24 protein-coding genes are annotated in these 22,276 nt (G+C 69.5%); 6 read left to right on the forward strand and 18 right to left on the reverse strand.

Annotated features, from left to right (window positions below):
• Nucleotides 1-195 precede the first annotated feature (195 nt).
• Nucleotides 196-1,056 carry a DMT family transporter gene (locus ODE13_RS15070; RefSeq protein WP_322480000.1) on the forward strand — a complete coding sequence of 287 codons (861 nt, stop codon included), beginning with the start codon at nucleotides 196-198 and terminating at the stop codon, nucleotides 1,054-1,056.
• Between the two features lie 57 nt (nucleotides 1,057-1,113).
• On the forward strand, nucleotides 1,114-2,340 hold the full coding sequence (locus ODE13_RS15075; RefSeq protein WP_322480001.1) for an MFS transporter: 1,227 nt from the start codon (nucleotides 1,114-1,116) through the stop codon (nucleotides 2,338-2,340).
• A 56-nt stretch (nucleotides 2,341-2,396) separates the two neighbouring features.
• Here ODE13_RS15075 and ODE13_RS15080 read toward each other — a convergent pair whose 3' ends face one another.
• From ODE13_RS15080 to idi, 8 genes are all read right to left on the reverse strand, one after another.
• Nucleotides 2,397-2,882: a pyrimidine dimer DNA glycosylase/endonuclease V gene (locus ODE13_RS15080; protein ID WP_322480002.1), complete on the reverse strand. Its 486-nt coding sequence runs from the start codon at nucleotides 2,880-2,882 to the stop codon at nucleotides 2,397-2,399.
• A gap of 2 nt (nucleotides 2,883-2,884) precedes the next feature.
• Nucleotides 2,885-4,108: a ferrochelatase gene (locus ODE13_RS15085; protein WP_322480003.1), complete on the reverse strand. Its 1,224-nt coding sequence runs from the start codon at nucleotides 4,106-4,108 to the stop codon at nucleotides 2,885-2,887.
• Between the two features lie 80 nt (nucleotides 4,109-4,188).
• On the reverse strand, nucleotides 4,189-5,037 hold the full coding sequence (locus tag ODE13_RS15090) for a prenyltransferase (protein ID WP_322480004.1): 849 nt from the start codon (nucleotides 5,035-5,037) through the stop codon (nucleotides 4,189-4,191).
• A complete protein-coding gene (locus tag ODE13_RS15095) occupies nucleotides 5,027-5,374 on the reverse strand; it encodes a lycopene cyclase domain-containing protein (RefSeq protein WP_322480005.1) in 348 nt (115 codons plus the stop codon). The genes ODE13_RS15090 and ODE13_RS15095 overlap by 11 nt, the downstream gene beginning before the upstream one ends.
• Nucleotides 5,371-5,709 (reverse strand): lycopene cyclase domain-containing protein, encoded by a 339-nt coding sequence (locus ODE13_RS15100; RefSeq protein ID WP_179541046.1) that lies wholly within the window; start codon nucleotides 5,707-5,709, stop codon nucleotides 5,371-5,373. Before ODE13_RS15100 ends, ODE13_RS15095 begins: the two co-directional genes overlap by 4 nt.
• Complete coding sequence (gene crtI / locus ODE13_RS15105) at nucleotides 5,702-7,300, reverse strand: phytoene desaturase family protein (protein WP_322480006.1); 1,599 nt, start codon at nucleotides 7,298-7,300, stop codon at nucleotides 5,702-5,704. The genes ODE13_RS15100 and crtI overlap by 8 nt, the downstream gene beginning before the upstream one ends.
• Complete coding sequence (locus tag ODE13_RS15110) at nucleotides 7,297-8,190, reverse strand: phytoene/squalene synthase family protein (RefSeq protein WP_179541048.1); 894 nt, start codon at nucleotides 8,188-8,190, stop codon at nucleotides 7,297-7,299. The genes crtI and ODE13_RS15110 overlap by 4 nt, the downstream gene beginning before the upstream one ends.
• Complete coding sequence (gene idi / locus ODE13_RS15115) at nucleotides 8,187-8,762, reverse strand: isopentenyl-diphosphate Delta-isomerase (protein WP_416210729.1); 576 nt, start codon at nucleotides 8,760-8,762, stop codon at nucleotides 8,187-8,189. The genes ODE13_RS15110 and idi overlap by 4 nt, the downstream gene beginning before the upstream one ends.
• Before the next feature lie 62 nt (nucleotides 8,763-8,824).
• On the opposite strand from idi, the gene ODE13_RS15120 reads away from it, so the two are divergent.
• A complete protein-coding gene (locus ODE13_RS15120; RefSeq protein ID WP_322480008.1) occupies nucleotides 8,825-9,382 on the forward strand; it encodes a MarR family winged helix-turn-helix transcriptional regulator in 558 nt (185 codons plus the stop codon).
• Here ODE13_RS15120 and ODE13_RS15125 read toward each other — a convergent pair.
• Nucleotides 9,333-10,814, reverse strand: coding sequence for an SDR family oxidoreductase (locus tag ODE13_RS15125; protein ID WP_322480009.1), 1,482 nt, complete (start codon nucleotides 10,812-10,814; stop codon nucleotides 9,333-9,335). The genes ODE13_RS15120 and ODE13_RS15125 overlap by 50 nt on opposite strands.
• 126 nt (nucleotides 10,815-10,940) lie before the next feature.
• Between ODE13_RS15125 and ODE13_RS15130 the strand changes: the two genes are divergently transcribed.
• Nucleotides 10,941-11,423, forward strand: coding sequence for a GNAT family N-acetyltransferase (locus ODE13_RS15130; RefSeq protein ID WP_322480010.1), 483 nt, complete (start codon nucleotides 10,941-10,943; stop codon nucleotides 11,421-11,423).
• Between the two features lie 21 nt (nucleotides 11,424-11,444).
• Here the strand turns inward: ODE13_RS15130 and ODE13_RS15135 are convergent, their stop codons facing one another.
• Nucleotides 11,445-12,155 (reverse strand): hypothetical protein, encoded by a 711-nt coding sequence (locus ODE13_RS15135; protein WP_322480011.1) that lies wholly within the window; start codon nucleotides 12,153-12,155, stop codon nucleotides 11,445-11,447.
• A gap of 177 nt (nucleotides 12,156-12,332) precedes the next feature.
• Here ODE13_RS15135 and ODE13_RS15140 point away from each other — a divergent pair, with 177 nt between their 5' ends.
• Both ODE13_RS15140 and ODE13_RS15145 read left to right on the forward strand, forming a co-directional pair.
• Nucleotides 12,333-12,641 carry a DUF4333 domain-containing protein gene (locus ODE13_RS15140; protein ID WP_179541053.1) on the forward strand — a complete coding sequence of 103 codons (309 nt, stop codon included), beginning with the start codon at nucleotides 12,333-12,335 and terminating at the stop codon, nucleotides 12,639-12,641.
• A 157-nt stretch (nucleotides 12,642-12,798) separates the two neighbouring features.
• Nucleotides 12,799-12,927 carry a hypothetical protein gene (locus ODE13_RS15145; protein ID WP_322480012.1) on the forward strand — a complete coding sequence of 43 codons (129 nt, stop codon included), beginning with the start codon at nucleotides 12,799-12,801 and terminating at the stop codon, nucleotides 12,925-12,927.
• Between the two features lie 115 nt (nucleotides 12,928-13,042).
• Here the strand turns inward: ODE13_RS15145 and ODE13_RS15150 are convergent, their stop codons facing one another.
• The 8 genes from ODE13_RS15150 to ODE13_RS15185 form a co-directional block, all read right to left on the reverse strand.
• Entirely contained in the window at nucleotides 13,043-14,134 is a 1,092-nt protein-coding gene (locus tag ODE13_RS15150) for an alkene reductase (protein ID WP_322480013.1), read from the reverse strand.
• A 226-nt stretch (nucleotides 14,135-14,360) separates the two neighbouring features.
• Complete coding sequence (locus tag ODE13_RS15155; RefSeq protein WP_322480014.1) at nucleotides 14,361-15,854, reverse strand: alpha-N-arabinofuranosidase; 1,494 nt, start codon at nucleotides 15,852-15,854, stop codon at nucleotides 14,361-14,363.
• Between the two features lie 158 nt (nucleotides 15,855-16,012).
• Nucleotides 16,013-17,029, reverse strand: coding sequence for a LacI family DNA-binding transcriptional regulator (locus ODE13_RS15160; RefSeq protein WP_322480015.1), 1,017 nt, complete (start codon nucleotides 17,027-17,029; stop codon nucleotides 16,013-16,015).
• A 124-nt stretch (nucleotides 17,030-17,153) separates the two neighbouring features.
• Nucleotides 17,154-18,797, reverse strand: coding sequence for a molybdopterin-dependent oxidoreductase (locus ODE13_RS15165; RefSeq protein ID WP_322480016.1), 1,644 nt, complete (start codon nucleotides 18,795-18,797; stop codon nucleotides 17,154-17,156).
• A gap of 55 nt (nucleotides 18,798-18,852) precedes the next feature.
• Nucleotides 18,853-19,626, reverse strand: coding sequence for an anti-sigma factor domain-containing protein (locus ODE13_RS15170; RefSeq protein WP_322480017.1), 774 nt, complete (start codon nucleotides 19,624-19,626; stop codon nucleotides 18,853-18,855).
• Entirely contained in the window at nucleotides 19,616-20,224 is a 609-nt protein-coding gene (locus ODE13_RS15175; protein ID WP_322480018.1) for a sigma-70 family RNA polymerase sigma factor, read from the reverse strand. The genes ODE13_RS15170 and ODE13_RS15175 overlap by 11 nt, the downstream gene beginning before the upstream one ends.
• A 198-nt stretch (nucleotides 20,225-20,422) precedes the next feature.
• A complete protein-coding gene (locus ODE13_RS15180) occupies nucleotides 20,423-21,166 on the reverse strand; it encodes a fasciclin domain-containing protein (protein WP_322480019.1) in 744 nt (247 codons plus the stop codon).
• 141 nt (nucleotides 21,167-21,307) lie between these two features.
• Nucleotides 21,308-22,081 (reverse strand): MerR family transcriptional regulator, encoded by a 774-nt coding sequence (locus tag ODE13_RS15185; protein ID WP_322480020.1) that lies wholly within the window; start codon nucleotides 22,079-22,081, stop codon nucleotides 21,308-21,310.
• Nucleotides 22,082-22,276: the final 195 nt, after the last annotated feature.

The following is a 22,276-nucleotide window of genomic DNA, read 5'->3' on the forward strand; positions in this document are numbered from 1 at the left end:
GGTGCCGAAAGTCACGGCCGCGTTCAGGGCCGTGTTCGGGGCCGTGTTCGGGGCCGTGTTCGGGGCCGTGTTCGGGGCCGTGTTCGGGGCCGCATCGGCGCCGTCCGGTCAGCTCCGACCCTCGGGTAGTCTCTGGAACGTGACGAGGCATTCTGGGATCGTGGCACCTCCCATTGCGGAGCTCGGGGGACCTGGGTGAGCACCGAGGCCCTGGCGCTCGTCCTGACCGCGGCAGTCTTCCATGCGACGTGGAACCTGGCGGCCAAGACATCCCGCGGCGACACCACCGTCTTCGTCTGGCTCTATTTCTCCCTGGGCGGGCTGCTCTGCCTCCCGGTGGGCCTGGTGCAGATGCTCCGCACGAGTGCGTCCTACGGCTGGGAGCTTCCGGGCGCCGCGCTGTTCACGGCTCTCCTGCACGTCGGCTATGCGATGCTGCTTCAGACCGGGTATCGGCGGGCCGACCTGGGCGTGGTCTACCCGGTGGCCCGAGGGGTCGGACCGGTGCTGACCATGGTCATCGCCGTCGGGCTGCTGGGTGAACGCCCGGAGACCTCCGCCCTGCTCGGCGGCCTCGTGGTCATCGGAGGAATCCTGATCGTCGCGGGCCGGCGGCTGTTCGGAGGCGGGAAGAGGGTCTCCGCGGGGCTCTTCTACGGAACAACGACCGGAATCGCCATCGCCGCCTACACCGTGTGGGACAGCTTCTCCATGACCCGCCTCGATCTCGAGCCCATCCTGTACTTCGCGCTCAGCAGCGTCTTCCAATCACTGGTGATGCTGCCCTGGGTGCTGCGCAGAAGGGCCCTGATCCCCGCCACCTGGCGGATCGATCACAGACTCGTGGGCATCATCGGTGTCCTCTCACCCCTGGCCTACATCCTGGTGCTCTACGCGATGACGACGACGCCGGTCGCCCTGGTCGCGCCGGTCCGGGAGTCTTCCATCGTGATCGGTGCACTCCTGGCCTGGTGGCTGTTCAAGGAGCCCGACCCGGTGCGTCGCGTACTGGGCGCCGTCGTCGTCTGCGCCGGGGTGGCGCTGATCGCCGGATGACGCGTCTTCTGCCGGCCACAGCATGTAGGGCGGCTCCGATGGGAGAAGATGGGTGCCGTGCGTTCTTCCCCTCGTCTGTGGCTGATCCTGCTGGTGGCGACCTCCATGCTGGGTCAGTTCTCGGTCAATATGATCCGCCCGGCCACCACCTACAAGGTGGACGCCCTCGGAGGCGACGCCGGCATGGTGGGCGTGGTGGCGGCCTCCTACGCGATGATCCCTCTGGTGATCGCGATGCCGGTGGGCCGGCTCATCCAGCGCATGGGCACCCTGGCGGGTCTGATCGGCGGAGGTCTGTGCGTGATGGCCGCCGGAGCGGCGGCGATCGCACTCTCCCCGGCCGTATGGGGCGTCGTCGCCGGCAGCGTCACCCTGGGCCTGGGACAGCTGGTCTTCGCCATCGGCGGGCAGAGCGCGGTGAGCCGGGCCGCGGATCCGGCGAAGCGGGATGCGGCCTTCGGATGGTTCACTGCCGGAGTGTCCGCCGGCCAGATGCTGGGACCGCCCGTGGCCGGTTGGATCATCAGCGCACCCGAGGACGTGGAGACCGGCATCGACGCCTCCATCCTCGCCGGCGGCGCGGTGGCCCTGCCCGGCGCGCTGCTGCTGTTCCTCGCCATGGGGCGGATGCGCGGAACTTCCCGCAGGAGGCCCGGGACGCAGCCGAGGACGACGGCCCGCCGGGATGTGCAGAGGGTCTCCACTCGGGCGATCCTGCGCACCCCGAAGGTGGGCTCACACATCGCCTCCTCCGCCGGGTTGCTCGCCCTGACCGATGTGCTGGTGGCGTTCCTGCCGCTGCTGGGCCAGCGGGCGGGGCTGAGCCCTTCCGAGGTGGGCCTGTTGCTGGCCCTGCGCGGGTTGGGATCCCTGGCCTCCCGGGTGCTGCTCGGACTGCTGGTGCGCCGGGTGTCCCGGGAGGTGCTGCTCGTGCTCTCCCTGCTGCTCTCCGCCGTCTGCTTCGCGGCCATGCCGTTGACCACCACGACCGTGGTCCTGGCCGGGACACTGATGGCGGTGGGCGGATTCTTCTTGGGCCTGGGGCAGCCGTTGACGATGACCATGGTCACCGCCGCGGTCCCCGAGGGGTGGAGCGCCCCGACTCTGGCGCTGCGCCTGATCGGCAACCGGCTCGGCCAGGTGGTCATGCCGGCCGCGGCCGGCGCCCTGGCCGGGCCCGTGGGCCCGGCCGCCGCCATCTGGCTCGGCGCCGCCGCGCTGCTCCTTTGCGGAGCCGACCAGCTGCGCCACCTGCCACGGGGCAGGCCCGACGCGTCCGAGTAGACGACCTCCCGCTCAGAATCCATGGTGTGCCCGTTGGCACACGCCGGACGGCGCCCTCAGGGCCGCTCCCAGGGCTCGATCTCACCGGGCACCCCGCGGAACAGCCGGTGGATCGGCACGGCCTGCGTCGGTGAGCCAGGAGAGCCCGATGAGTCCGCCCACCCCGGGGACACCAACTCCGGCGAGCGCCGAGCCAGTTTGGCCTGCAGATGGGCCCATTCGAAGTCCAGCTGACCGAGGGTGACGTCGATCCGCGCGACCGCGCCCGGCCCCTCGCTCGCTTCGTCCCCGGCGGGCGGCACCGCGATCCGACCGGCGTCGAATCGGTACCCACGCCTGAGGGCCTCCTCGTGCATCGCGGCGAGGTAATCTCCGATCGCCGCCGTCGGGTGCGGATGCGCGCGGAATCGTTCGAGCTGGGGATGGCGCGTATACCCCCGGGTGCGCCCCAGGAGCACGGCCTGAGCCAGCAGGGCCTCACGCCAGCAGGCGATCAGACCCTGGCGGTCCAGCGTGGAGGGGTGAAGGGACCAGAGACGCATCCTCAGGGCACCACCCCGGCGGCCACAGGGCTGAATCCGCGCCGCACGTTCTCGCAGCACCCGGGCCGGCAGACGTCGTACCAGGGGCCCAGCTCGGTCAGATGCGGGCGCTCGGAGACCGGCACCGCCTCCATGCGCTCCTGGACCAGGTCCACCAGACTGGACACGAACGCCTGGTGCACGCCTGGGGTGGGGGTCCGCACGGCGCGCAGACCAGCCTCCTCGGCGGCCTCCATGGCCTCCTCGTCCAGATCCCAGAGCACCTCCATGTGGTCGCTGAGGAACCCGAGCGGGACGACGGCGACCGCCTTCACCCCCTCCCCGGGAAGTTCAGCGATGCGGTCACACACATCCGGCTCGAGCCATGGCTGTGAGGGCGGACCTGATCGGGACTGGTAGACCAGCTCCCAGCCGGTGCCGTCGCCGGCGACGTCCTCAGCTCGCAGCAGTCCCATGATCTGCTCGCCCACGGCCAGGTGCTGGGCGGCGTAGGCCCCGCCCTCCCCCAGCCCGAGTTCCTGCGGACCTGAACGTTCGGCGTCGGCGGTAGGGATGGAATGGGTGGCGAACAGCACCCGGATCTCCTCAGCAGCGAAGCCCTGCCCCGCGAATCCGCGCAGCGCCTCGGCGACGCCTTCGGCGAAGGGCTGGACGAAGCCGGGAACGTCGAAGAACTGCCGGACCTTGTCGATCCTCACGACACCGGCCAGTCCGGTGTCCAGCACTGCCCGGGCGAAGTCCTCCCGGTACTGCCGGCAGCTGGAGTAGGAGCTGTAGGCGCTGGTCGCCACCGCCAGCAGGCGGGTGTGACCGGCCGCGGCGGCCTCCTGGACCACGTCCTCGAGGTAGGGAGCCCAGTTCCGGTTGCCCCAGTAGATCGGCAGTTCCATTCCGCGGCTGCGCATCTCCGCCTCGATGGCCTCGCGCAGCTGCCGGTTGTGCTCGTTGATGGGACTGACCCCGCCGAAGTGTCGGTAGTGGGTGGCCACCTCCTCCAGCCGTTCATCAGGGATCCCTCGTCCACGGGTGACGTTGCGCAGGAAGGGCAGGACGTCCTCCTGGCCTTCCGGTCCGCCGAAGCCGGCCAGCAGGACGGCGTCGTACTCCTGCGCGGTGAGGACATAGGGGGCCCCTGAGGCGGAGGCCTCGGTGGCGTGCGGAACCTCGGCGGAGGAGGTGGTGTGCGCATGGGGCGTCAGCACGGGGTCTTCGGTCGGGTCAGGCATGGCGGCTGTCCTCTCTGCGGGCGGTCATGTGCAGGTGGTCATGTGCAGGTGCGTGTGTCCGGGCGGTCGTCTGCGGGCGGTCACGCCGCGAGGATGAGCAGGATCGTCAGCGCAGCGCCCGCCGCGTAGTTGATCCAGAGGAAGTGCCGCCAGCCCCGGTGCGCCTGGGACGCCTCCTCGTCGTTGAGGCGACGGTACGGCAGCGCGGCGGCCAGGTAGGGCAGCACGAGCAGCCCCGCCAGCGCACCGGGCCATCCGGTGCCGAGCACGAGCACCCCGGCTGCGGCCCACATCGTCAGGGCGAACCTGACCGTCCTGCGCGCACCGAGCGCGGTGGCGATGGAGCTGATCCCCGCCGCCCGGTCCGGGCCGATGTCCTGCACGGCGCCGAAGGCGTGGCTGGCCATGCCCCAGAGCAGGAACGCGCCCAGGGCACACACGACGACCAGGTCGAGCTCAGCGCCCACCAGAGCCAGGCCGTAGGCGGCCGGGGTGACGAAATGCAGGCTCGAGGTGAAGGAGTCCAGCACCGGGATCTCCTTGGTGCGCAGCGGCGGCGCGGAATAGGCCACCAGGGCGAGGAGACTGATCCCCAGCACCATCCAGGAGACCGGAGGCCCCCACATGACCAGCACGAGGACGAACGGCAGCACGACCAGCGCGCTGGCCAGCAGCATGGGCCGGTGCAGGCGCGGGGTCAGCAGTGCCCCCTCGGCTCCGCCCTTGCGCGGATTGGCGAGGTCGGAGGCGTGGTCGAAGACATCGTTGATGCCGTAGAGCGCCAGGTTGTAGGGGACCAGGAAGAAGACGACGCCGACGAGAAGGACGACGCCGACCTCTCCCCCGCCGAGCAGCCAGGCCGCGGCGAAGGGGTAGGCGGTGTTGATCCAGCTCAGCGGGCGGGAGGAGCGCAACATCTCAGCGATCATGGGTCCTCCTGCGAGGGCTGAGCGGCTCGAGCAGCAGCCACAGTGCGGGCAGCAGGATCACCGCGGCCAGCGGGTAGGCGAAGTCCTCGATCGGTGCCAGTCCCACCCGGATCCCGGAGATCCCGTCCTCGGCGTAGGTGAAGAGCCCGACTGCGATCATCACATTGTCGAAGACGGCGGTCAGGACGAGCAGCACGACCGCGGCGAACACGCATGCCCGCACCATGCCCGGCGCGTCACCACCTCGCCGAGCCCGCACGGCGCCGACGATTCCGGCGACCAGCGCGGCGATCGCCAGAAACACGGCGCACAGCAGCAGGTACCTCGTCGAGGTCACCGGCGGACACCTCCGCTCATCAGGCGCTGGGCACCCAGGATCAGCACCATGGACAGGTGGCACAGGAACAGCAGGAAGAACAGCTCCTCCAGGGGAAGTTCGGGGGCGAGCATGATCCCGGTCATGTAGGGGCCGGGGCCGTGGAGGAAGATGCCCAGGGAGATCCCGGCGAGGTCCCACGCCAGGAAGAACACCAGCCCGAGCACCAGGACGGCGCCGGCCCGCAGCGGCTCACGGAACAGGAAGACCTCGAAGCGCCAGTCCACCAGCAGCAGGGAGCCCCCGGAGATCAGCAGGGCTGCGAGGTAGAGCAGGCTCAACAGCTCCTCAGGCATGGGCCACCGCCCCGGAGGTGCCGTCGGAGCCGTCGGTGCTCCGCACTCCGCCGACGTCGGCACGCATCGCAGTGCGCACCAGCTCGGCACTGATCAGGCACATCGGCACCCCGATTCCGGGCATCGTGGTGGCTCCCGCGTAGTAGAGCCCCCCGAGCTTCGGCGAGCGGACGGGGCCCCGCAGGAAGGCACTCTGACGCAGCGTGTGCGCCGGCCCGAGAGCTCCCCCGCGCCAGGCTCCGAAGTCTCGGGCAAAGTCCGCCGGGCCGATGCTGCGACGGACCACGATCCGCGAGGCGAGATCCTCGACGCCGGTCCATGCGGCGATCTGCTCGATGGACTCGTCGACGATGCGCTCCACACCGGAGTCCCCGGAGCCGTCGACTCCCCCGGCCCCCAGGGAGACGTCCGCAGGAGTGGGGATCAGCACGAAGAGGTTCTCATGGCCCGCCGGTGCCACGTCATCGGTGGCGCTGGGCCGGCACACGTACAGGGACCGCGGTGGCCCGCCGGCAGGTCGCCGTCCGGCGATCTCGTCGAATCCACGCTGCCAGTCCTCGGTGAACAGCAGCGAATGGTGCGCCAGCTCAGGCAGCTCGCCCTCCACTCCGAGCAGTGCGAGCACCGCACCGGGGCCGGGGTCCCGGCGGCGCCACGCCCGTGCCGACCGGCTCCGGTGTTCCGGCTGGAGCAGCTGGGTCTCCGTGACGTGCATGTCCGCGCTGGAGACCACGACGTCGGCGGGCAGGAACTCCCGGCCGCCGTCGGCGCTGGTGACGTGCACACCGGTGGCGCGGCCCGCGGACGCGGTGATGTGTCGCACGCGGCAGCCGGTGCGCAGCCGCACCCCCTGGCCCTGGGCGACGCGCGCCACGGCGTCGACCACCGCGCTGAACCCACCCTTCGGGTACAGGACCGACTGGGTGATGTCGAGATGGCTCATCAGGTGATAGAGGCTCGGCGCCGCCGACGGGGAGGTGCCCAGGAAGACCGCCGGGTAGCCGAGAATCTTGCGCACCTTCTCGTCCTGGGCGTGCCGGGCGATGAACCCCTCCAGCGGTTCGCCGAGCAGCCGCAGCAGACGGGGCAGCCGGCGCAGGAGCGTCGGGTCCAGGAAGTCCCTCGGTGAGGAGAATGTGGAGTAGAGCAGACGCTCTGTGGCCAGCCGATAGGTCTCGGCGGCGGAGTCGAGGTAGGCCTCGAGCGGGCCCGGGGAGGATTCTCGGGCCTGCAGCGCCTGGAGCGCATCGTCGGCGGGAAGGTCGAAGGCGGTGTCGTCTCCCTCGAAGAAGACCCGATAGGCGGGGTCGAGTCGGAGCAGGTCCAGCTCAGCGGCTGCGGAGGTCCCGAAGCGCGCGAAGAAGCGGTCGAAGACCTCCGGCATCAGGTACCAGGAGGGACCGGTCTCGAAGCGGAACCCGCGGTGCCGCCACTCCCCGGCGCGGCCGCCGAGGGCGTCCCGGGCCTCGAGCACCGTGACCTCGAGCCCGTCCTGGGCCAGCAGCGCGGCAGTGGCCAGCCCGGAGAATCCGCCGCCGATCACCACGGCGGTGCGCGGGTGGCGCCGTCCTGGACGTGCCCGTCGGCTCATCCGGCGGACCCCGGTGAGGCCGCTGCCATCGCGGAGAGGAGGATGCGGGCCTTGACGTGACGGGGCACTGAGACCCGGCGGCCGTGCAGCTCGGCGGCGGACATGCGGCGCAGCCGGGAGGCGAGCTCCTCGAAGAGCCCTGCGGCGAGCGCGGTCGCCCGCCGAGGCCCCCGTGGCAGCATCGCGATCGCGCGCCGTGCCGCCGTCAGGTCGGCGTCGATGTCGGCGAGGATCTCGGCCTTGCGCGCCTCTCCCAGCTCCCCAGGGACCGTGCCGGGAAAGTAGGACCGGCCGAGCAGCTGGGCATCCTCACCCAGATCACGCAGGAAATTGATCTTCTGGAACGCGGCGCCCAGGCGCTCTGCACCGGACTCCAGCTGCGTGCGCCGCTCCTCCGAGACCGCGTGATCCTGCAGGAAGACCCGCAGGCACATCAGCCCGACCACCTCGGCGGAGCCATGCACATAGCTGCGGTACTGCTCCTCGCTGAGCGAGTGCACCGGCTCCAGATCCCGGCGCATGGAACGGAAGAACGCCTCCACGAGCGCATCCTCGATGCCGGCGGCACGTCCGGTCATGGCGAAGGCATGGACGATGAGGTTGGTGCTGAACCCGGTGTGCAGGGCGGCGAGGGCCTCGGTCTCCAGCGCATCCAGCGCGTCTCGCCGAGCCTGGGACCCCAGCCCGGCCTCTTCGGCCGTGCCATCGACGATCTCATCGGCGACGCGCACCAGGGCATAGATGCTGCGGATGCCGGTGCGGGTGCGCCCGGGCAGAAGCGCGGCGGCGATCCCGAATGACGTGGAGTACTCACGGATGACCCGCGAGGAGGCACACTGTGCCGTGTGCGTGTACAGGCTCAGCGGAGAGCGGTGCGCGCCGTGGGTCATGGGGCCGGCTCTTCGACGTCGCTGGCCGCAGGTGCCAGCCGGTAGAGAGCCATCTGCGGGACCTGGAGCACCAGCCAGGGCGAGAATGCCCAGGGAGTGGCCTCGACGGCAGTCCGGAGCTGCTCCGGACGCACCCAGACCAGCTCGGCGACCTCATCCGGATGCGGCCGAGGGTCGGGCTCGGCCGTCACCTTGGCGATGAAGACCGGGCAGATCTCATTCTCCACCACGCCCGAGGCATCCGTGGCGCGGTAGCGGAACTCCGGGAGGGCGCTCTCGACGGTGTCGAGCTCCATCCCCAGTTCGTGGCGGGCATGACGGCGCACCGCCTCCTCCATGGTCTCCTCCGGCTGCGGGTGGCCGCAGAAAGAGTTCGTCCAGACGCCGGGCCAGGTACGTTTGGTGAGTGCACGTCGTGTGACGAGCACCTGGCCGTGAGCAGAGATGAGGTGACAGGAGAATCCCAGATGCAGCGGAGTGTCCGCGGTGTGCACCTGGCTCTTCTGCGCACTGCCGCAAGGCTCCCCGATCTCGTCGAGCAGCACGACGTGTCCTGCGGTGACATCCATCATCCGACCTCACATAGCTAACATGGCTAGTAATCAACTTGGCTAATGATAACCGAGAGACCCTCATGACCACGAAGCGTCCGTCCCCCGAACCGGGCGAGCCATTCTCCCTGCTCGATCCCCGCGTCATGGACCCCGAGGGGGAGATCGTCTCGCACGAATCCCTCGACGAGGCCGATCTGGACCAGGTCGTCCGTGTGATGGAAGCACTTCGACGCTGGCGTGCCACCGAACGCAGGATGAGTGAGGCCTCGCGCAGGTACATGAAGCTGGGCGAGACCGACATGCGGGCGCTGCGCTACATCATCGCCGCCCAGCGCAACGCCCAGCTGGCCACGCCCAGCGACCTGGCCAGACATCTCGGGGTCTCCACCGCCTCGGTGACCAAGCTCCTGGACCGTCTGGCCGCACAGGACCACATCCGCAGACTCCCCCATCCCGCGGATCGCCGCAGCACGGCCATAGAGGTCACCGAGGAGACTCATCGCACCGCCCGGGAATCCATCGGGCGCTCTCACGCAGGCCGGTTCCATGCCGCCGCCGATCTCACCGCTGAGGAGCGCGAAGTGGTCATCAGGTTCCTGGACGCTCTCTCGGCGACCGAGCCTCCGCCTCAGCCGTGAGACGGGCCGCCATCTTCCGGAAGATCACCGCGTGGAACGGCGTCAGCGCCAACCAGTAGAGGCGCCCGCCCAGCCCTGAAGGAAAGAAGATGGCCCGCTGGGTGTAGCGCGAGCCGCCGTCGTCGTCAGGCTCGACCGTGAACTCCAGCCAGGCCTGCCCGGGCACCTTCATCTCGGCGCGCAGCCGCAGCAGGCGTCCGGGCTCCAAGGTCTCCACCCGCCACCAGTCCACGGCCTCACCGAGCTGCAGCGACTCCTGGCTCCTCCGCCCGCGCCCCAGTCCGACCCCGCCCACGATCTTGTCCAGCAGGCCGCGCAGCCGCCAGGCCTTCGACAGGGAGAAGTAGCCCTTCTCCCCGCCGATGCCCTGGATCACCGCGAAGACAGCCTCCGAACTGGCCGGCGTCCGCGCATGACGCTCATCGCGCAACACCGTGCGGCCCGACCAGTCCGGGTCCGACGGCAGCGGCTCCGAGGGGAGGTCCAGCGCATGGGAGGCCGCCCAGGTGGTCTCGACCCGGTCTGCGGACATCTTCTCCAGGGCAAGGGCCACAGCCTCCGGGTAGGCGGTGAGCCCTTCCTTCGGCGGGGCGATGAGCTCGTCGATGCGGCGATCCTTGACCACGCAGTCATGCTGCAGGGACTCGACCAGCGGGATCGCCAAGGACCGCGGGATCGGGGTCACGAGGTTGACCCACTGGGCGGCCAGCCAGGGTGTCAGCACCGGCAGCGGCAGCACCCGGGGCTCACGCAGCTCGGCGGTGCGCGCGTAGATCTTCATCAGCTGGGCGTAGGAGTGGACGTCTGGTCCGCCGATGTCACAGCGGATGCTGCCCGGCAGGTCCTCCTCGGCGGCGCCGACCAGGTAGTGCAGCGCGTCCCGCACCGCGATGGGCTGGATCTGATTGAGCACCCAGCGTGGCGAGGGCATCACCGGCAGGACATCGGTGAGATGGCGGATCATCTCGAAGCTCGCCGAGCCGGAGCCGATGACCAGCCCGGCCTGCAGGGTCAGCGTGGGGACCCCGCTGGCCTCCAGGATCTCGCCGACCTCCACCCGGGAACGCAGATGCGGGCTCAGCTCGCCCTGCGGGTGCAGTCCGGAGAGGTAGACGATGCTGCGCACCCCATGATCAGCCGCCGCCTGCCCCACGGCCTCCGCACAGCGCTTATCCGTGGCGGCGAAGTCACCGCCTCCGGTCATCGAGTGGACCAGGAAATAGACGACCTCGGCGTCCTTGCAGAGCTCACGGGCGGCCGCGATGTCGGTCAGGTCGCCTTCGAGGACCTCCACGTCCTTCCGCCAGGGGACATCGCGCAGGGAATCCGCGCGGCGGGTCAGCACGCGCACCTCATGGCCGCGGGACAGGAGCTGCGGGACGAGCCGGCCACCGATGTATCCGGTGGCGCCGGTGACGGCGATCAGTGCCATGGGCGTGCCTCCTCGAAGCGATGGAGCTGATGAGCGCTCACGCTAGCACCCGTCACCGGCCGCGAGCAGGGGCTGTCGGCCCTGGTCAGCGTTGCCTCTCTCGGAGCGAGCCTCTAGGGTCGCGCTATGGACACCACCGTCGGACCTCTGGGCCTGACCTTCCGCGAGGCCCGCCGTGAGGACCTCCCGCGGATCGTCGAGCTGATCCGCGACGACGCCGTCGCCGCGGCCCGCACCGGAGAGCTCGCCGAGGCCCATTCCCGGGGATTCGAAGCCATCGAAGCCAGCCCGAACGATGAGCTGGTGGTCGCCGAGCGGGACGGCGTCGTGGTTGCAGTGATGCAGCTGACCTACATTCCCGGCATCTCGCGCAACGGGGCGACGCGGCTGCACATCGAGGCCGTTCGGGTGGCCGCCGAGCTGCGCGGCGGCGGGATCGGACGCCGCCTGATGGAGCATGCGGAGGAACGTGGCCAGGCACGGGGCTGCGGGCTCGCACAGCTCACCTCTGACGCCGCCCGGGCCGATGCCCATCGGTTCTATGAGGGGCTGGGCTATGCGGCCTCTCATGTGGGGTTCAAGAAGCCTCTTGCGCACGGCCCCGGGTGAGGGCTCCGCGGTGCCCCGGAGTCAGGGAGCAGCTCCGTGGCGTCTGGCGACGGCGCCGAAGGCGGCCTTGGGCTGCCAGGTGCCCTCCGGCAGCGGGGCCACGATCCCGTAGCTCGCGCGGTCCAGATCCTGCCGAGGCTCGTCGGAGCGGGTCAGACGCGGCTCGCTGAACCCCCACACGAAGGTGCCGTCGACCCCGACCTGATCGAAGATGTCGAACATCTCGTCGAGATAGTCGGCCTGACCCTGCTCATCACGCACGAGGGTCTCGGGCACCTCCAGTCCGCCGTCGACCTCCCGGAGGACATCGGACGCCTGCGAGGAGTTGTCCGCGGCACCGGCGTAGGCGCAGGTGCCGAACTCGACGATATGGACCGGACGATCCTCGCGGTGATGCCTGTCAACGGCGCGGCGCAGCTCCTCCGCCCGTGTGGCGACCTCCGCGAGGTGCCATGCGATCTCACCGCACCTGGCGTCGAAGAGCCGCGGCTGGATCCAGACGGCCAGGCCTTCCTCGCAGGCGATCCGCGCGGTCTCCAGCAGCCGGTCGATGTCAGTCGCCATCACGAGCACGGCGTCGCAACCGAGGCGTCTCCGGATGGCACGCAGGTCAGCACGCACGGCGTCGGCCTCCCAGACGGGCCGTGAGTCGAAGTCGCCGTCGTAGATCACCCCAGCGTCATAGCCGATCCCCCGCAGAGTCCGGGCCGGGGCATTCGTGCTGAACGTCATGGGGGGGGGCTCCTGGGCCTCGATGGGGATCGGCGGCGGGATCGGCGTGCGCAGCCGACGATAGCCAGGAGGCGGCCAGCGTGACCAGTGCCGGAAGTCACTGTCATCCGGGGGGCCGTTCGAGGGAAACACCGCCCCTCTATACTTGCCCCACGCATCTACACAGGAGGGGCCCCTATGCAGACCACCCGAATCGCCGCCATGATCCCGATGCTGGGCGTGGCAGCCCTGGCACTGACCGCCTGCAGCTCGGAGGTCGAACCTGATGAGCTCACCGCGGAGGTGGAGCGCACTCTCACCAGCGAGTTCGGGGTGGAGCTCGACGCGGTCGACTGCCCCGATCCCCTCCCGGCCGAGGAGGGCTCTGAGGTGCGCTGCACCCTGACCTATGAGGGTGAGGACTATGGTGCCACCGTGACCTCCCAAGGCGAGGAGGACGACCAGATCAACTTCCTCATCGAGGTTGACGAAGAGCCGACGGACTGACCCCTCCTGGCTTCAGCCCCTGACCACCGGAGGTCCGCTGGTGAAAGCGTCCACGATGCCGCTGCGCGAGGTCCCCGTGGACCACCACCTGGCCCGCCGAGGTCAAGCACATGTGGGTCCACCCCGACTGGCGCGGGGCAGGCATGGGGGCACGCAGATGATTCTGGATACGAACGGGGCACTCAAAGAAGCCATCTCCCTCTATGGCCGAGCCGGATATCAGCGCATCCAGCGGTACAACGACAACTCCGATGCCGAGCTGTTCTTCGCCAAGGACCTCAGCTGAGTCCGAATAGTCGTTGAATCCCGATCGCCTGGCTCCTGGCTGCCGGACGGACCGCACGTAGCCTTCGATCGTCGGCTCCGGCAGATCCGGGCGCCAGAGCCGACAGGGTGAGGGATCAGCCCTGCCAGGCAGGGTAGTCCGTGTAGCCGCGCGCCCCGCCGGCGTAGAAGGCCTCGGGCCGGGTCTGGTTCTCCTGGAGGCCCTCCTCCCAGCGGCGGAGCAGGTCCGGGTTGGCGAGGGCGGCCCGGCCGACGGCGACGGCATCGACCGTCTCCTCGGCGAGCAGCACCGAGGCTTCTTCCCGGGTGGTGACCACGCCGAAGCCGGAGTTTCCCACCAACGGGGCCCCTGACACTCGGCGGATGGTCTGGACCAGCTCGCCGGACAGGTCCGCACTGAGCACATCGATGAAGGCCAGGTCCAGCGGGGCGAGCCCTTCGGCGAGCGCGGTGTAGGTGGCCAGAGCGTCGGCGTCGTCAGGCTCCAGCGCACCTTGGATCCCGTGCTGCGGGGAGAGCCGGATGCTGGTGCGTTCAGCACCGATGGCCTCCGCCACCGCACGAGTGACCTCCACGGAGAGCCGCGCGCGGTTCTCCGGTGCCCCTCCGTAGGAGTCCTGACGCTGGTTGGAGACCGGGGAGGTGAACTGGTGCAACAGGTAGCCGTTGGCACCATGGACCTGCACGCCGTCGAAGCCTGCGGTGATCGCGTTCTTCGCAGCCTGTGCGAAGTCCTCCACGATCTGCGGGATCTCCTCCGCCGCCAGTGAGTGCGGCACCGGGTGCTCCTGCTTGCCCTCAGGGGTGCGGATCTCTCCTGGTGCAGCGATCGCGCTGGGAGCGACGACCCTCCCGGTGCCGGTGAGGAGCCCGTGGGAAATGCGGCCGCCGTGCATGATCTGCAGCACGATGGTGCCCCCGGCGGCGTGGACGGCGTCGGTGACCTGCCGCCAGCCGTCGATGTGCGACTGGGTCTCGATGCCGGGCTGACCGGTCCAGGTGCGGCCCTCCCGCACGGGCCAGGTCCCCTCCGCGATGATCATCCCCAGCGAGGCGCGCTGGGCGTAGTATTCCACCTGCAGCGCGGTGGGGACGCCGTCGTCGTCGGCGCGAAGCCGGGTGAGCGGTGCCATGACGACTCGGTTGCGCAGCTCCAGCGCGCCGAGAGAGAGGGCGGAGAAGAGCTTCTCCTGGACGGCGAGGTGCATCAGCACGGTCCTTTCACCGAGACGGTTCGTTCCAGAAACCGACAACGACGACGGCGGCGCGTTGATTCCTGCGCGTGCCAGACCTCACAGCCTGCCCAGGACTGGGCCCTGCCGTGCTGCCCTCTCAGCCTCTTCACCACCCGTTGAGATGGTGTGTTTCGGCCTCAATGGAGCCTCAGAGGGCCCAGTTCCGGCCGAAACACACCATCTCACCTCGGGAAAGGGCTCAGGCCAGGCTGATCGCCGTCCAGGACACAGGCTTCAAGCGGATGGTCAGCGCACCGTCGGACAGCTCGGCCTGGGCGTCACGCAGCCCGACGCGGTCAGGCTGCTCGAGGGTGTTCTTCGCGGAGAGATCCTCGTCCCAGAGGGTGACGGCCTCAGCGATGGAGCTGCGCTCCAGGTCGGCGATGTCCACGGTGACCTCCACGGCCTCGTGGCTGCGGTTGAGCAGGAAGATCGCCGAGCTGTCGTCGCCGTCGGTGGCCACGCAGTCCACGGCGGAGCTCTGTCCGTAGACAGCGGACTCCACCGTCTCGGCGATGACCTCGGGGCGCAGCACGCGCCCCTGGGCCAGCCGGGACGTCACAGAGAACGGGAAGAAGGTGGTCTGCCTCCAGGCCGGGCCACCCGGCTCGGTCATGATCGGGGCGATCACGTTGACCAGCTGCGCCAGGGAGGCGGAGCGGACACGGTCATGCCGCTCCAGAAGGGTCATCAGCAGGGAGCCGAAGACGACGGCGTCGGCCACCGAGTAGACGTCCTCCAGCTGTCGCGGGGCGATCCGCCATTCATCGTTGACCTCGTCGGATGCCTGGTGCTCGTCCAGGTACCAGATGTTCCACTCGTCGAAGGAGATCATGATGGTCTTGTCAGACTTGCGGCGGTGCTTGACGTGGTCCGCGGTGGCGACCACCGTGTCGATGAAGTACCGCATGTCCTGCGCGGAGGCCAGGTAGGAGTCGAGGTCCCCGTTGCGCTCCTGGTAGTAGGCGTGGGCGGAGATGAAGTCCACGTGGTCGTAGGACTCCTCCAGCACGATGCGCTCCCACTCGCCGAAGGTCGGCATGGATGATCCCGAGGAGCCGCACACGACCAGCTGCAGGTCTCGCTGGGCGGACTTCATGGCCTGACCGGTGCGCGCGGCGATCTTGCCGTAGTCCTCGGCGGTCATGTAGCCCGTCTGCCAGGGGCCGTCCATCTCGTTGCCCAGGCACCACATGGTCACATCCCAGGGCTCCGGGTAGCCGTGCTCGGTGCGCAGGTCGCTCAACGCGGTGCCGGAGGGGTGGTTGGTGTACTCGAGAAGGTCCAGGGCCTCCTGGATGCCGCGGGTGCCGAGGTTGACCGCGAGCATCAGCTCGCTGTCGAGCTGTTTGAGCCAGGTGGCGAACTCGTTCAGGCCCACCTGGTTGGTCTCCAGGGCGTGCCAGGCGAGGTCCCGGCGGACTGGGCGCTGATCGCGCGGGCCGACGCCGTCCTCCCAGCGGTAGCCGGAGACGAAGTTGCCGCCGGGATAGCGGATGGTGCTCACACCCAGCTCCTTGACCAGGGCGGTGACGTCCTTACGGAAACCGAGCTCGTCGGCCTCCGCGTGGCCGGGCTCGAAGATGCCGTCGTAGACATGGCGGCCGAGGTGCTCCACGAATCCACCGAAGATGCGGCGGTCCAGGGGTGCGACGACGGCGTCGGGGTCGATGCGGATGCTGGCGGAGGTCATGAGGTCCTTCCTGAGGGTCTGGTCAGCGCGTTACATCGTTGGAATTGATTTCAACGTTGAAATGCGGCTGAAGATATGGTGACCTGATTCACCCCTGGACGTCAAGGGGACGACCACAGAGGACCCGCGGTCACGACCGCCGCTCGGCGCCTCCACCTTCAAGCGCTGGACTCCCTGGACACCACGCGATAGCTGGTGGTGTGCTGCCGACCCGGTGCACGCTCGGTGCCGGAGAGTCGCTCCTCGATGCGTTCGAGGAGCACCTGGACCGCCGTCTGAGCGATCTCCATGCGCCCCGGGTCCACCGAGGACAGTGTGGGAGCCGTGTACCTGGTCTCCTCGAGGTCGTCGAAGCCGATGACCCTGACATCGCCGGGGATGCCCAGGCCGGCATCTTGCAAGGCGCGCATGGCTCCCAAGGCGAGGGTGTCATTCATACCGAAGACGCCGTCCACGTCCACCCCGGAGGCGAGCAGCTCGCGCATCGCCTCCGCACCGTCGTGACGGTGCCACAGGCCCACGTAGGCGACCAGCTCCTCGTCCAGCGGCAGTCCCGCGGCCTGCAGAGCCTGCTGATATCCGCGCAGCCGCAGGGCGGCCGAGCCCTGATCCTCGTCCCGGTGGCCGCCGATGACGGCGATCCGGCGGCAGCCGGTGTCGATGAGGTGCGCAGTGGCGGCGCGCGCGGCGGCGACGTTGTCCATCACCACATGATCACAGGGGCCGTCGAAGATCCGCTCGCCCAGCAGGACCAGAGGGTAGTCGACGTCGAGGAGGCCGACATCGGCCTGGGAGAGCGCCAGCGGGCTGAAGATCAGACCATCGGACAGCTGCAGGCGCGGGCTGCGCAGCAGCTCACGCTCCGAGGAGACCTCCGCGCCGGTCTGCTCGATCAGCACGGTATGCCCCCGCTCCTTGGCCTCGGTGATCACCGAATCGGCGAGCTCCGCGAAGTAGGGCAGCCGCACCTCCGGAAGCGCGAGACCGATGACCCCGGAGCGGCCGCTTCGCAGGCTGCGGGCGGAGAGGTTGGGCCGGTACCCCAGCTCATCGATGGCCGCCTGCACCACCTCCCGTGTGGAGTCCTTCACGTACTGCCGCTCATGCACCACGTTGGAGACCGTCTTGATCGATACTCCGGCGCGTTGGGCAACGTCGCGCAGTGTGACGGCCATGTGCTCCCTCCTGGGCCCGCCTCAGCACTCCTGAGACCGGCGTGAGACCACCGTACAACGCCGCGGGTCCGACGCTCGGATCACCGGGTGCTAGGCTGCCCGCCGTCCGGGGCGCGGAGGTGCGTCACTCGACCTGGAACTCGATCCGATGGTGCCCCGTGGCGGCGTTGGGGATGGGATCTCTGCGCTCGCCGATCTGCAGGTCCCCGGAGACGGAGGTCGCCCGCACGGTCACGGCGTGCCTGCCGGGCTCCACGCCATCGAGGGGCAGACGCCATTGCCGCCACGTGTCCACCGTGACCTCGGCGGCCAGTTCGACCTCCTGCCAGTCGCCGTCGTCGACCTTGACCTCCACTGCGGCGATCCCATCGTGCTGCGCCCAGGCGGTGCCGGCGACGACGACCTCGTCGCGGGGCACCGTCGCCAAGGGACGCGGCACGTCGATGCGTGAGGCGACGAGGACCGGACCTCTCTCGTCCCAGCCGCGATCGGTCCAGTAGGCGGTGTCCTGGTCGAAACGGGTGAGGTGGAGCTCCACGACCCATTTCGTCGCCGAGACATATCCGTAGAGGCCCGGTACGACCAGCCGCGCCGGGAAGCCGTGCTGCCGGGGCAGGGGCTCGCCGTTCATCCCCACCGCCAGAAGCGAGGCACGCTCATCGGTGAGCGCCTCCAGCGGCGTCGACGCGGTGAAGCCGTCGACGGATCGGGAGAGCACCATGTCCGCCTCAGGCAGGGGGCGCGCCCGGGCCAGCAGATCCCGCACGGGGAACCCCAGCCAGGTGGCGGTGCCCAGCAGATCACCGCCGACAGGGTTGGAGACGCAGGTCAGCGTGACGTGATGCTCCTCCAGCGGCAGGTCGAGCAGCTCGCTCATGTCGAGGCTGACCTCCTCCTCCACCATGCCGGTGATCCGGAGGCTCCACTCCCCGGGCTCCAGCTCCGGGACCACCAACGCGGTGTCGATGCGGTAGAAGTCATCGTTGGGGGTGATGAACGGCGGAACCCCGGCGACGCTGACCGAGGCGGCCGCGGGGATCGGGGATGCCGCACGGGCAGGCTGCGGCAGGACCAGCTCGACCAGCCGCTCCCCCGCCCCTCGGCCGAAGGCTCCGATCGATCGTCCGACGGCGAAGCAGGTGATGGCCAGGGCGGTGGCCCCCGAGGCGGCCGCCAGAAAAGCCCGCCTCGAACCGGGGCGGGAACCCGGCCACGACTCGGTGTGCGGCCCACTATGCGGCTCAAGATGAGGCTCCCTATGGGGCTCAGCACGCTGCTCGGCATGACGCTCAGGAGCCGGGTGCTCGGCTTCGGCGCCGCTCCCGGCGAGCCTCCAGAGGCCCAGCAGAGCGGCCAGCCCGACGGCGGCTCCCAGGAGTCCGGGGATCAGGTCACCAGCACCGGTCTCCGGCCGGCGGGCCACCGCCACCAGCAGCATCGCGGCGACAGCGAGGAACATCCCGGAGGCGATCAGCGGGCGACGCCGGCCGATCGCACCGATTCCTGCCGCGGCCGCGGCTCCGACCAGCCCCATGCCCAGGAACAGCACAGGCTTGTTCAACGGGCCCAGCACCGAGATCGCCATCTCCTGGACCGCCGGCGGGGCGAACTCGATGACGGTGGACCCCAGGGCGACCAGCGGAGAGGCCGCCGGCAGGAAGAACCGGGCGACCACGTCCCCGACCCCGAGGAGCAGGGCTGCGGCGAGCACTCCGGCGACTGCGTGCCGCCGGAGCCCCCATGTCCTTCTCAGCAGGGCTGTGTCCATGCTCTGTGTTCGGAGCCCTCCCGGGTTTGGATGGCCCCGCGGAGCTGCCAGGACCTCACAGCTCGGCCACGACCAACGGATCCGAGGTCGGCTCCTCCGAGCCGCCCTCGGGCTCCACGGTGATGCCGAACGCGGCATCAGCGGAGAACGGACGGCCGGAGATCACGGCCGGGCCCTCAGCAGTCATCAGGCCGGCGTCATGGGCGCCGTCCTGGTCGATGATCCACATCTGCAGGTCCTCGCCCTCAGCCGGATCATCCATGTCATGGGGTGTGACCAGGATCAGCTGCTCGGCGACCGAGAAGGAGACGGTCACGCTGGAACCGTCCCCCGCCTCGACGTGCCGCGCCTCCAGGTCCGGGGCGCCCAGGAGCCGCTCTGCATGCTCCTGTTCGGAGTCGAGGCCGGCGACGGTCTCCCGCAGCTGCTCGTTCTCCGCATGGATGCGCAGCGCCGTCCCTCCCAGGACCGCACAGAGGAGCAGGAGCAGCGAAGCCGCCAGGGCGAAGTAGAGCGCCGGACCGTTCCTCCGGGCTCGGGGACGACCGTCGGCATGGGGGCGCGGCTCCGTGGCGGGCGCGGCGTCCTGGGCGGCAGCATCTGCGGATGGGCGCGGACCGGGGATGGCCAGGATGGCTCGGGCCGTCTCCTCGGAGGGGGCCACCTGGTCGTCGTCGGCGGCCACGAGCGCCATGGTCTCCTCGAAGTCCGCGACCTCACGGGCGAACCCGGCATCGTCCTTCAGGAGCTGCTCGGCCTGGGCGATCTCCTCGACGTCCAGGCCACCGAGCACATACCCTGCGGCGAGATACTCTCGATCAGCGTGCATCGGTCACCCCCAGTGAACTCCGTAGACGTCGCATGCCGTCCCTGATCCTCGTCTTGACGGTGCCCAGGGGGACGCCGAGGTGGTCTGCGATCTCGACGTGCGTCATGCCGCGATAGTAGGCGAGCGCGATGGCCCGCGCCTGGTCCTCCGGCAGTCCCTTGACGGCTCGGGCCGCCCGGGCTGATTCGATGTTCTCCAGCGCCTCGTGCTGCACGTCCGGAGCCGCTTCATGGAGCTGCCGCTCCCCATGGGCGGTGTCTCGTTCCCGCTGCGCGCTGACTGAGCGCACCCGGTCGATCGCCCGCCGACGGGAGATGGTCACGAGCCAGGCGCGGCCGCTGCCACGGGACGATTCGAAGCGGGTGCAGTCCTCCCACACCTCGGCGAAGACGTCCTGCAGGACCTCTTCGGCCAGCGCGCGGCTGCGCACGATCCGCAGGATGACGGCCAGGAGCACGGATCCCTGGTTCCGGAAGAGCTCTTCGAACGCCCGCGTGTCTCCGGCCGCCGTGCGCGCGAGCAGCTCGCCGCAGGGGTCGGGGCCGGCCGCGGGAGGGTTCGGGTCCCTCCGCGTCGGCCTGTCTTCGGGTTCGAGCATGCCATAAGCATGCCAGGTCGGCGCGCAGACAGGAACTGCCACTCCGATGCACCCCGCCTCTTCCCCGCTGCGACCCCGCCGTGGAGGAGGCCTGGGACGACGACGGCGCCCGGGCGGAGGCCCCGCAGGACCACCTGCCCGGGCGCCGAAGCGGCCTCGGAGCTGAGGAACCTCAGGGTTCCTCTCGAAGGCGCCTCATCACTGCTCGGCCATCTCCGGCATGAGCACCCCGTCGATCATGTAGACCGTGGCGTTGGAGGTCTGCACCCCGCCGCACACCAGACCGGCGTCGTCGAACATGAGGTCCTCGCCCTCGCCAGTGATCTCCACGATGTCGCCGTTGACGGTCTCGTGCTCACCGGCGATCTCATCGGGGCTCAGCTGACCGGGAATCACGTGGTACGTGAGCACCGAGGTCAGCGCGTCGGCATCCTCGGCCAGGGCGTTCAGGTCATCCTCGGGAACATCGGCGAAGGCGTCGTCGACAGGTGCCAGGACGGTGAACTCGTCACCATTGAGGGTGTCGACCAGGTCCACGTCGGAGTTCAGCTCGCCGGACACCGCTGCGGTCAGCGTGGTGAGCATCGGGTTGTTGGAGGCTGCGGTGGCCACCGGGTCCTGGGCCATGCCCTCCACCGACCCGTCGCCGTCGGGCACCTGCTCGGCATAGTCGCCGCAGGAGGCCCCGACCAGCTCAGCGGCCGGGTCCGCGTCCTCGTCCATGTCCTCGTCCATGTCGTCGTCGGCCTCTTCCTCGGCCGTGGCGTCGTCATCCATGTCCTCGTCGGCCTCGGTGACGCCCTCGTCCTGGGTGGTCTCCTCCTGCTCCTCTTCCGGGGCTGCGTCCTCAGTGGTGTCACCGGCACAGGCGGTGAGCCCGAGAAGAGCGATCGCTCCGATCCCCAGGACGGCGGAGGCGGTGGACTTCATCTGAGTCTTCATGGCTGGTCTCCTCGTAGTCGTGCGTCTCGCCGAGGATCGTCCTCGACCTGCCGACCGGGCCGTCCTCGGCCCGACCGTCACAGAAGATTCGGAGCGGACGCCGAGACGGATTGGACACATCTGGCCAGAGCCCATCAGATCTCAGATCCGAGAGTCCCCCTCCAGGTGCAGGAGCAGGGCGTCGCGGACGAACACGGCGCTCTCGTGCCCGCCATAGGTGGCGGCGAACCGCGCGTCATCCACGTACATGTGCGCCAGGCATTCCACATAGCGACGCCGGTCCGCGGGGTCCTGGGACTCCATCGGGGTGCCGGGCATCTGGCGCAGCCAGGCGACCTGCTCGGCGGCCAGCGCCTGACCGCACTCGCCACGCGCGTCACCGTCCTCGGCCGCGGCCTGCGTCCAGCGCGTGATGAGGTCCTCAGCCTCCCGCGTGAGCTCCACCTGCTCCTGATAGGTCTTGGACTTCCACCACTCGTCGCTGCGACGGTGCGACGCCTCACCCCAGCGCTCGATCACTTCATCTTTGTACTGCGCGTTGAAACCGTCCATCATCGCCTCCATCCTCGGGGAGCGCCCGTCGCTGCGGGCCTCCAGGGTGTGCCGCACGGCGCGGATCTGCGCGCCGAGCCTCTCCTGCTCCGCCTCGAGCCTCTCGACGAGGCGCTCCAGACGGTGGACCTCCGTGCCGGGCTGCGCCACGGTGTCCCGGATCTCCGGCAGGGCCATCCCCAGGTCTCGCAGGACGAGGATCTGCTGAAGCCGGGCGACGGCCTCGGCGTCGTAGTGACGCCTGCCGTCCGACCCCGTACGAGTCGGCACCAGGAGCCCGATCGCGTCGTAGTGACGCAGCGTGCGGCTGCTCACCCCTGCCCGTCGGGAGAGCTCCTGGATGCTCCATTCACGGTCTGTCATGTCCATAGGCTCCACGCTAGAGGTTGACGTCACGTCAACGTCAAGGGAAGCGCCTGCGAGCAAACCTTACATCTGTAATGTTTCGTGCTACGCTGGTGATCGTCGAGCCGCCCGGGCGCTGCTCACGGCTCGACAGGACGGCTTTGTGCCCTGCGCCGCCGATCTGCCCCAGGCGGCACGAACCAGAACTGACAC

The organism is Nesterenkonia sp. HG001 (assembly GCF_034438835.1).
Taxonomy (GTDB): Bacteria; Actinomycetota; Actinomycetes; order Actinomycetales; family Micrococcaceae; genus Nesterenkonia; species Nesterenkonia xinjiangensis.

Bases quoted from the DNA above. Each gene is read 5' to 3' on its own strand.
- ODE13_RS15080 (WP_322480002.1), bottom strand. From the start codon at position 2,882: ATGCGTCTCTGGTCCCTTCACCCCTCCACGCTGGACCGCCAGGGTCTG.
- ODE13_RS15085 (WP_322480003.1), bottom strand. From the start codon at position 4,108: ATGCCTGACCCGACCGAAGACCCCGTGCTGACGCCCCATGCGCACACC.
- ODE13_RS15090 (WP_322480004.1), bottom strand. From the start codon at position 5,037: ATGATCGCTGAGATGTTGCGCTCCTCCCGCCCGCTGAGCTGGATCAAC.
- ODE13_RS15100 (WP_179541046.1), bottom strand. From the start codon at position 5,709: ATGCCTGAGGAGCTGTTGAGCCTGCTCTACCTCGCAGCCCTGCTGATC.
- crtI (WP_322480006.1), bottom strand. From the start codon at position 7,300: ATGAGCCGACGGGCACGTCCAGGACGGCGCCACCCGCGCACCGCCGTG.
- ODE13_RS15110 (WP_179541048.1), bottom strand. From the start codon at position 8,190: ATGACCCACGGCGCGCACCGCTCTCCGCTGAGCCTGTACACGCACACG.
- idi (WP_416210729.1), bottom strand. From the start codon at position 8,762: ATGATGGATGTCACCGCAGGACACGTCGTGCTGCTCGACGAGATCGGG.
- ODE13_RS15120 (WP_322480008.1), top strand. From the start codon at position 8,825: ATGACCACGAAGCGTCCGTCCCCCGAACCGGGCGAGCCATTCTCCCTG.
- ODE13_RS15125 (WP_322480009.1), bottom strand. From the start codon at position 10,814: ATGGCACTGATCGCCGTCACCGGCGCCACCGGATACATCGGTGGCCGG.
- ODE13_RS15130 (WP_322480010.1), top strand. From the start codon at position 10,941: ATGGACACCACCGTCGGACCTCTGGGCCTGACCTTCCGCGAGGCCCGC.
- ODE13_RS15135 (WP_322480011.1), bottom strand. From the start codon at position 12,155: ATGACGTTCAGCACGAATGCCCCGGCCCGGACTCTGCGGGGGATCGGC.
- ODE13_RS15140 (WP_179541053.1), top strand. From the start codon at position 12,333: ATGCAGACCACCCGAATCGCCGCCATGATCCCGATGCTGGGCGTGGCA.
- ODE13_RS15145 (WP_322480012.1), top strand. From the start codon at position 12,799: ATGATTCTGGATACGAACGGGGCACTCAAAGAAGCCATCTCCCTCTAT.
- ODE13_RS15150 (WP_322480013.1), bottom strand. From the start codon at position 14,134: ATGCACCTCGCCGTCCAGGAGAAGCTCTTCTCCGCCCTCTCTCTCGGC.
- ODE13_RS15155 (WP_322480014.1), bottom strand. From the start codon at position 15,854: ATGACCTCCGCCAGCATCCGCATCGACCCCGACGCCGTCGTCGCACCC.
- ODE13_RS15160 (WP_322480015.1), bottom strand. From the start codon at position 17,029: ATGGCCGTCACACTGCGCGACGTTGCCCAACGCGCCGGAGTATCGATC.
- ODE13_RS15165 (WP_322480016.1), bottom strand. From the start codon at position 18,797: ATGGACACAGCCCTGCTGAGAAGGACATGGGGGCTCCGGCGGCACGCA.
- ODE13_RS15170 (WP_322480017.1), bottom strand. From the start codon at position 19,626: ATGCACGCTGATCGAGAGTATCTCGCCGCAGGGTATGTGCTCGGTGGC.
- ODE13_RS15175 (WP_322480018.1), bottom strand. From the start codon at position 20,224: ATGCTCGAACCCGAAGACAGGCCGACGCGGAGGGACCCGAACCCTCCC.
- ODE13_RS15180 (WP_322480019.1), bottom strand. From the start codon at position 21,166: ATGAAGACTCAGATGAAGTCCACCGCCTCCGCCGTCCTGGGGATCGGA.
- ODE13_RS15185 (WP_322480020.1), bottom strand. From the start codon at position 22,081: ATGACAGACCGTGAATGGAGCATCCAGGAGCTCTCCCGACGGGCAGGG.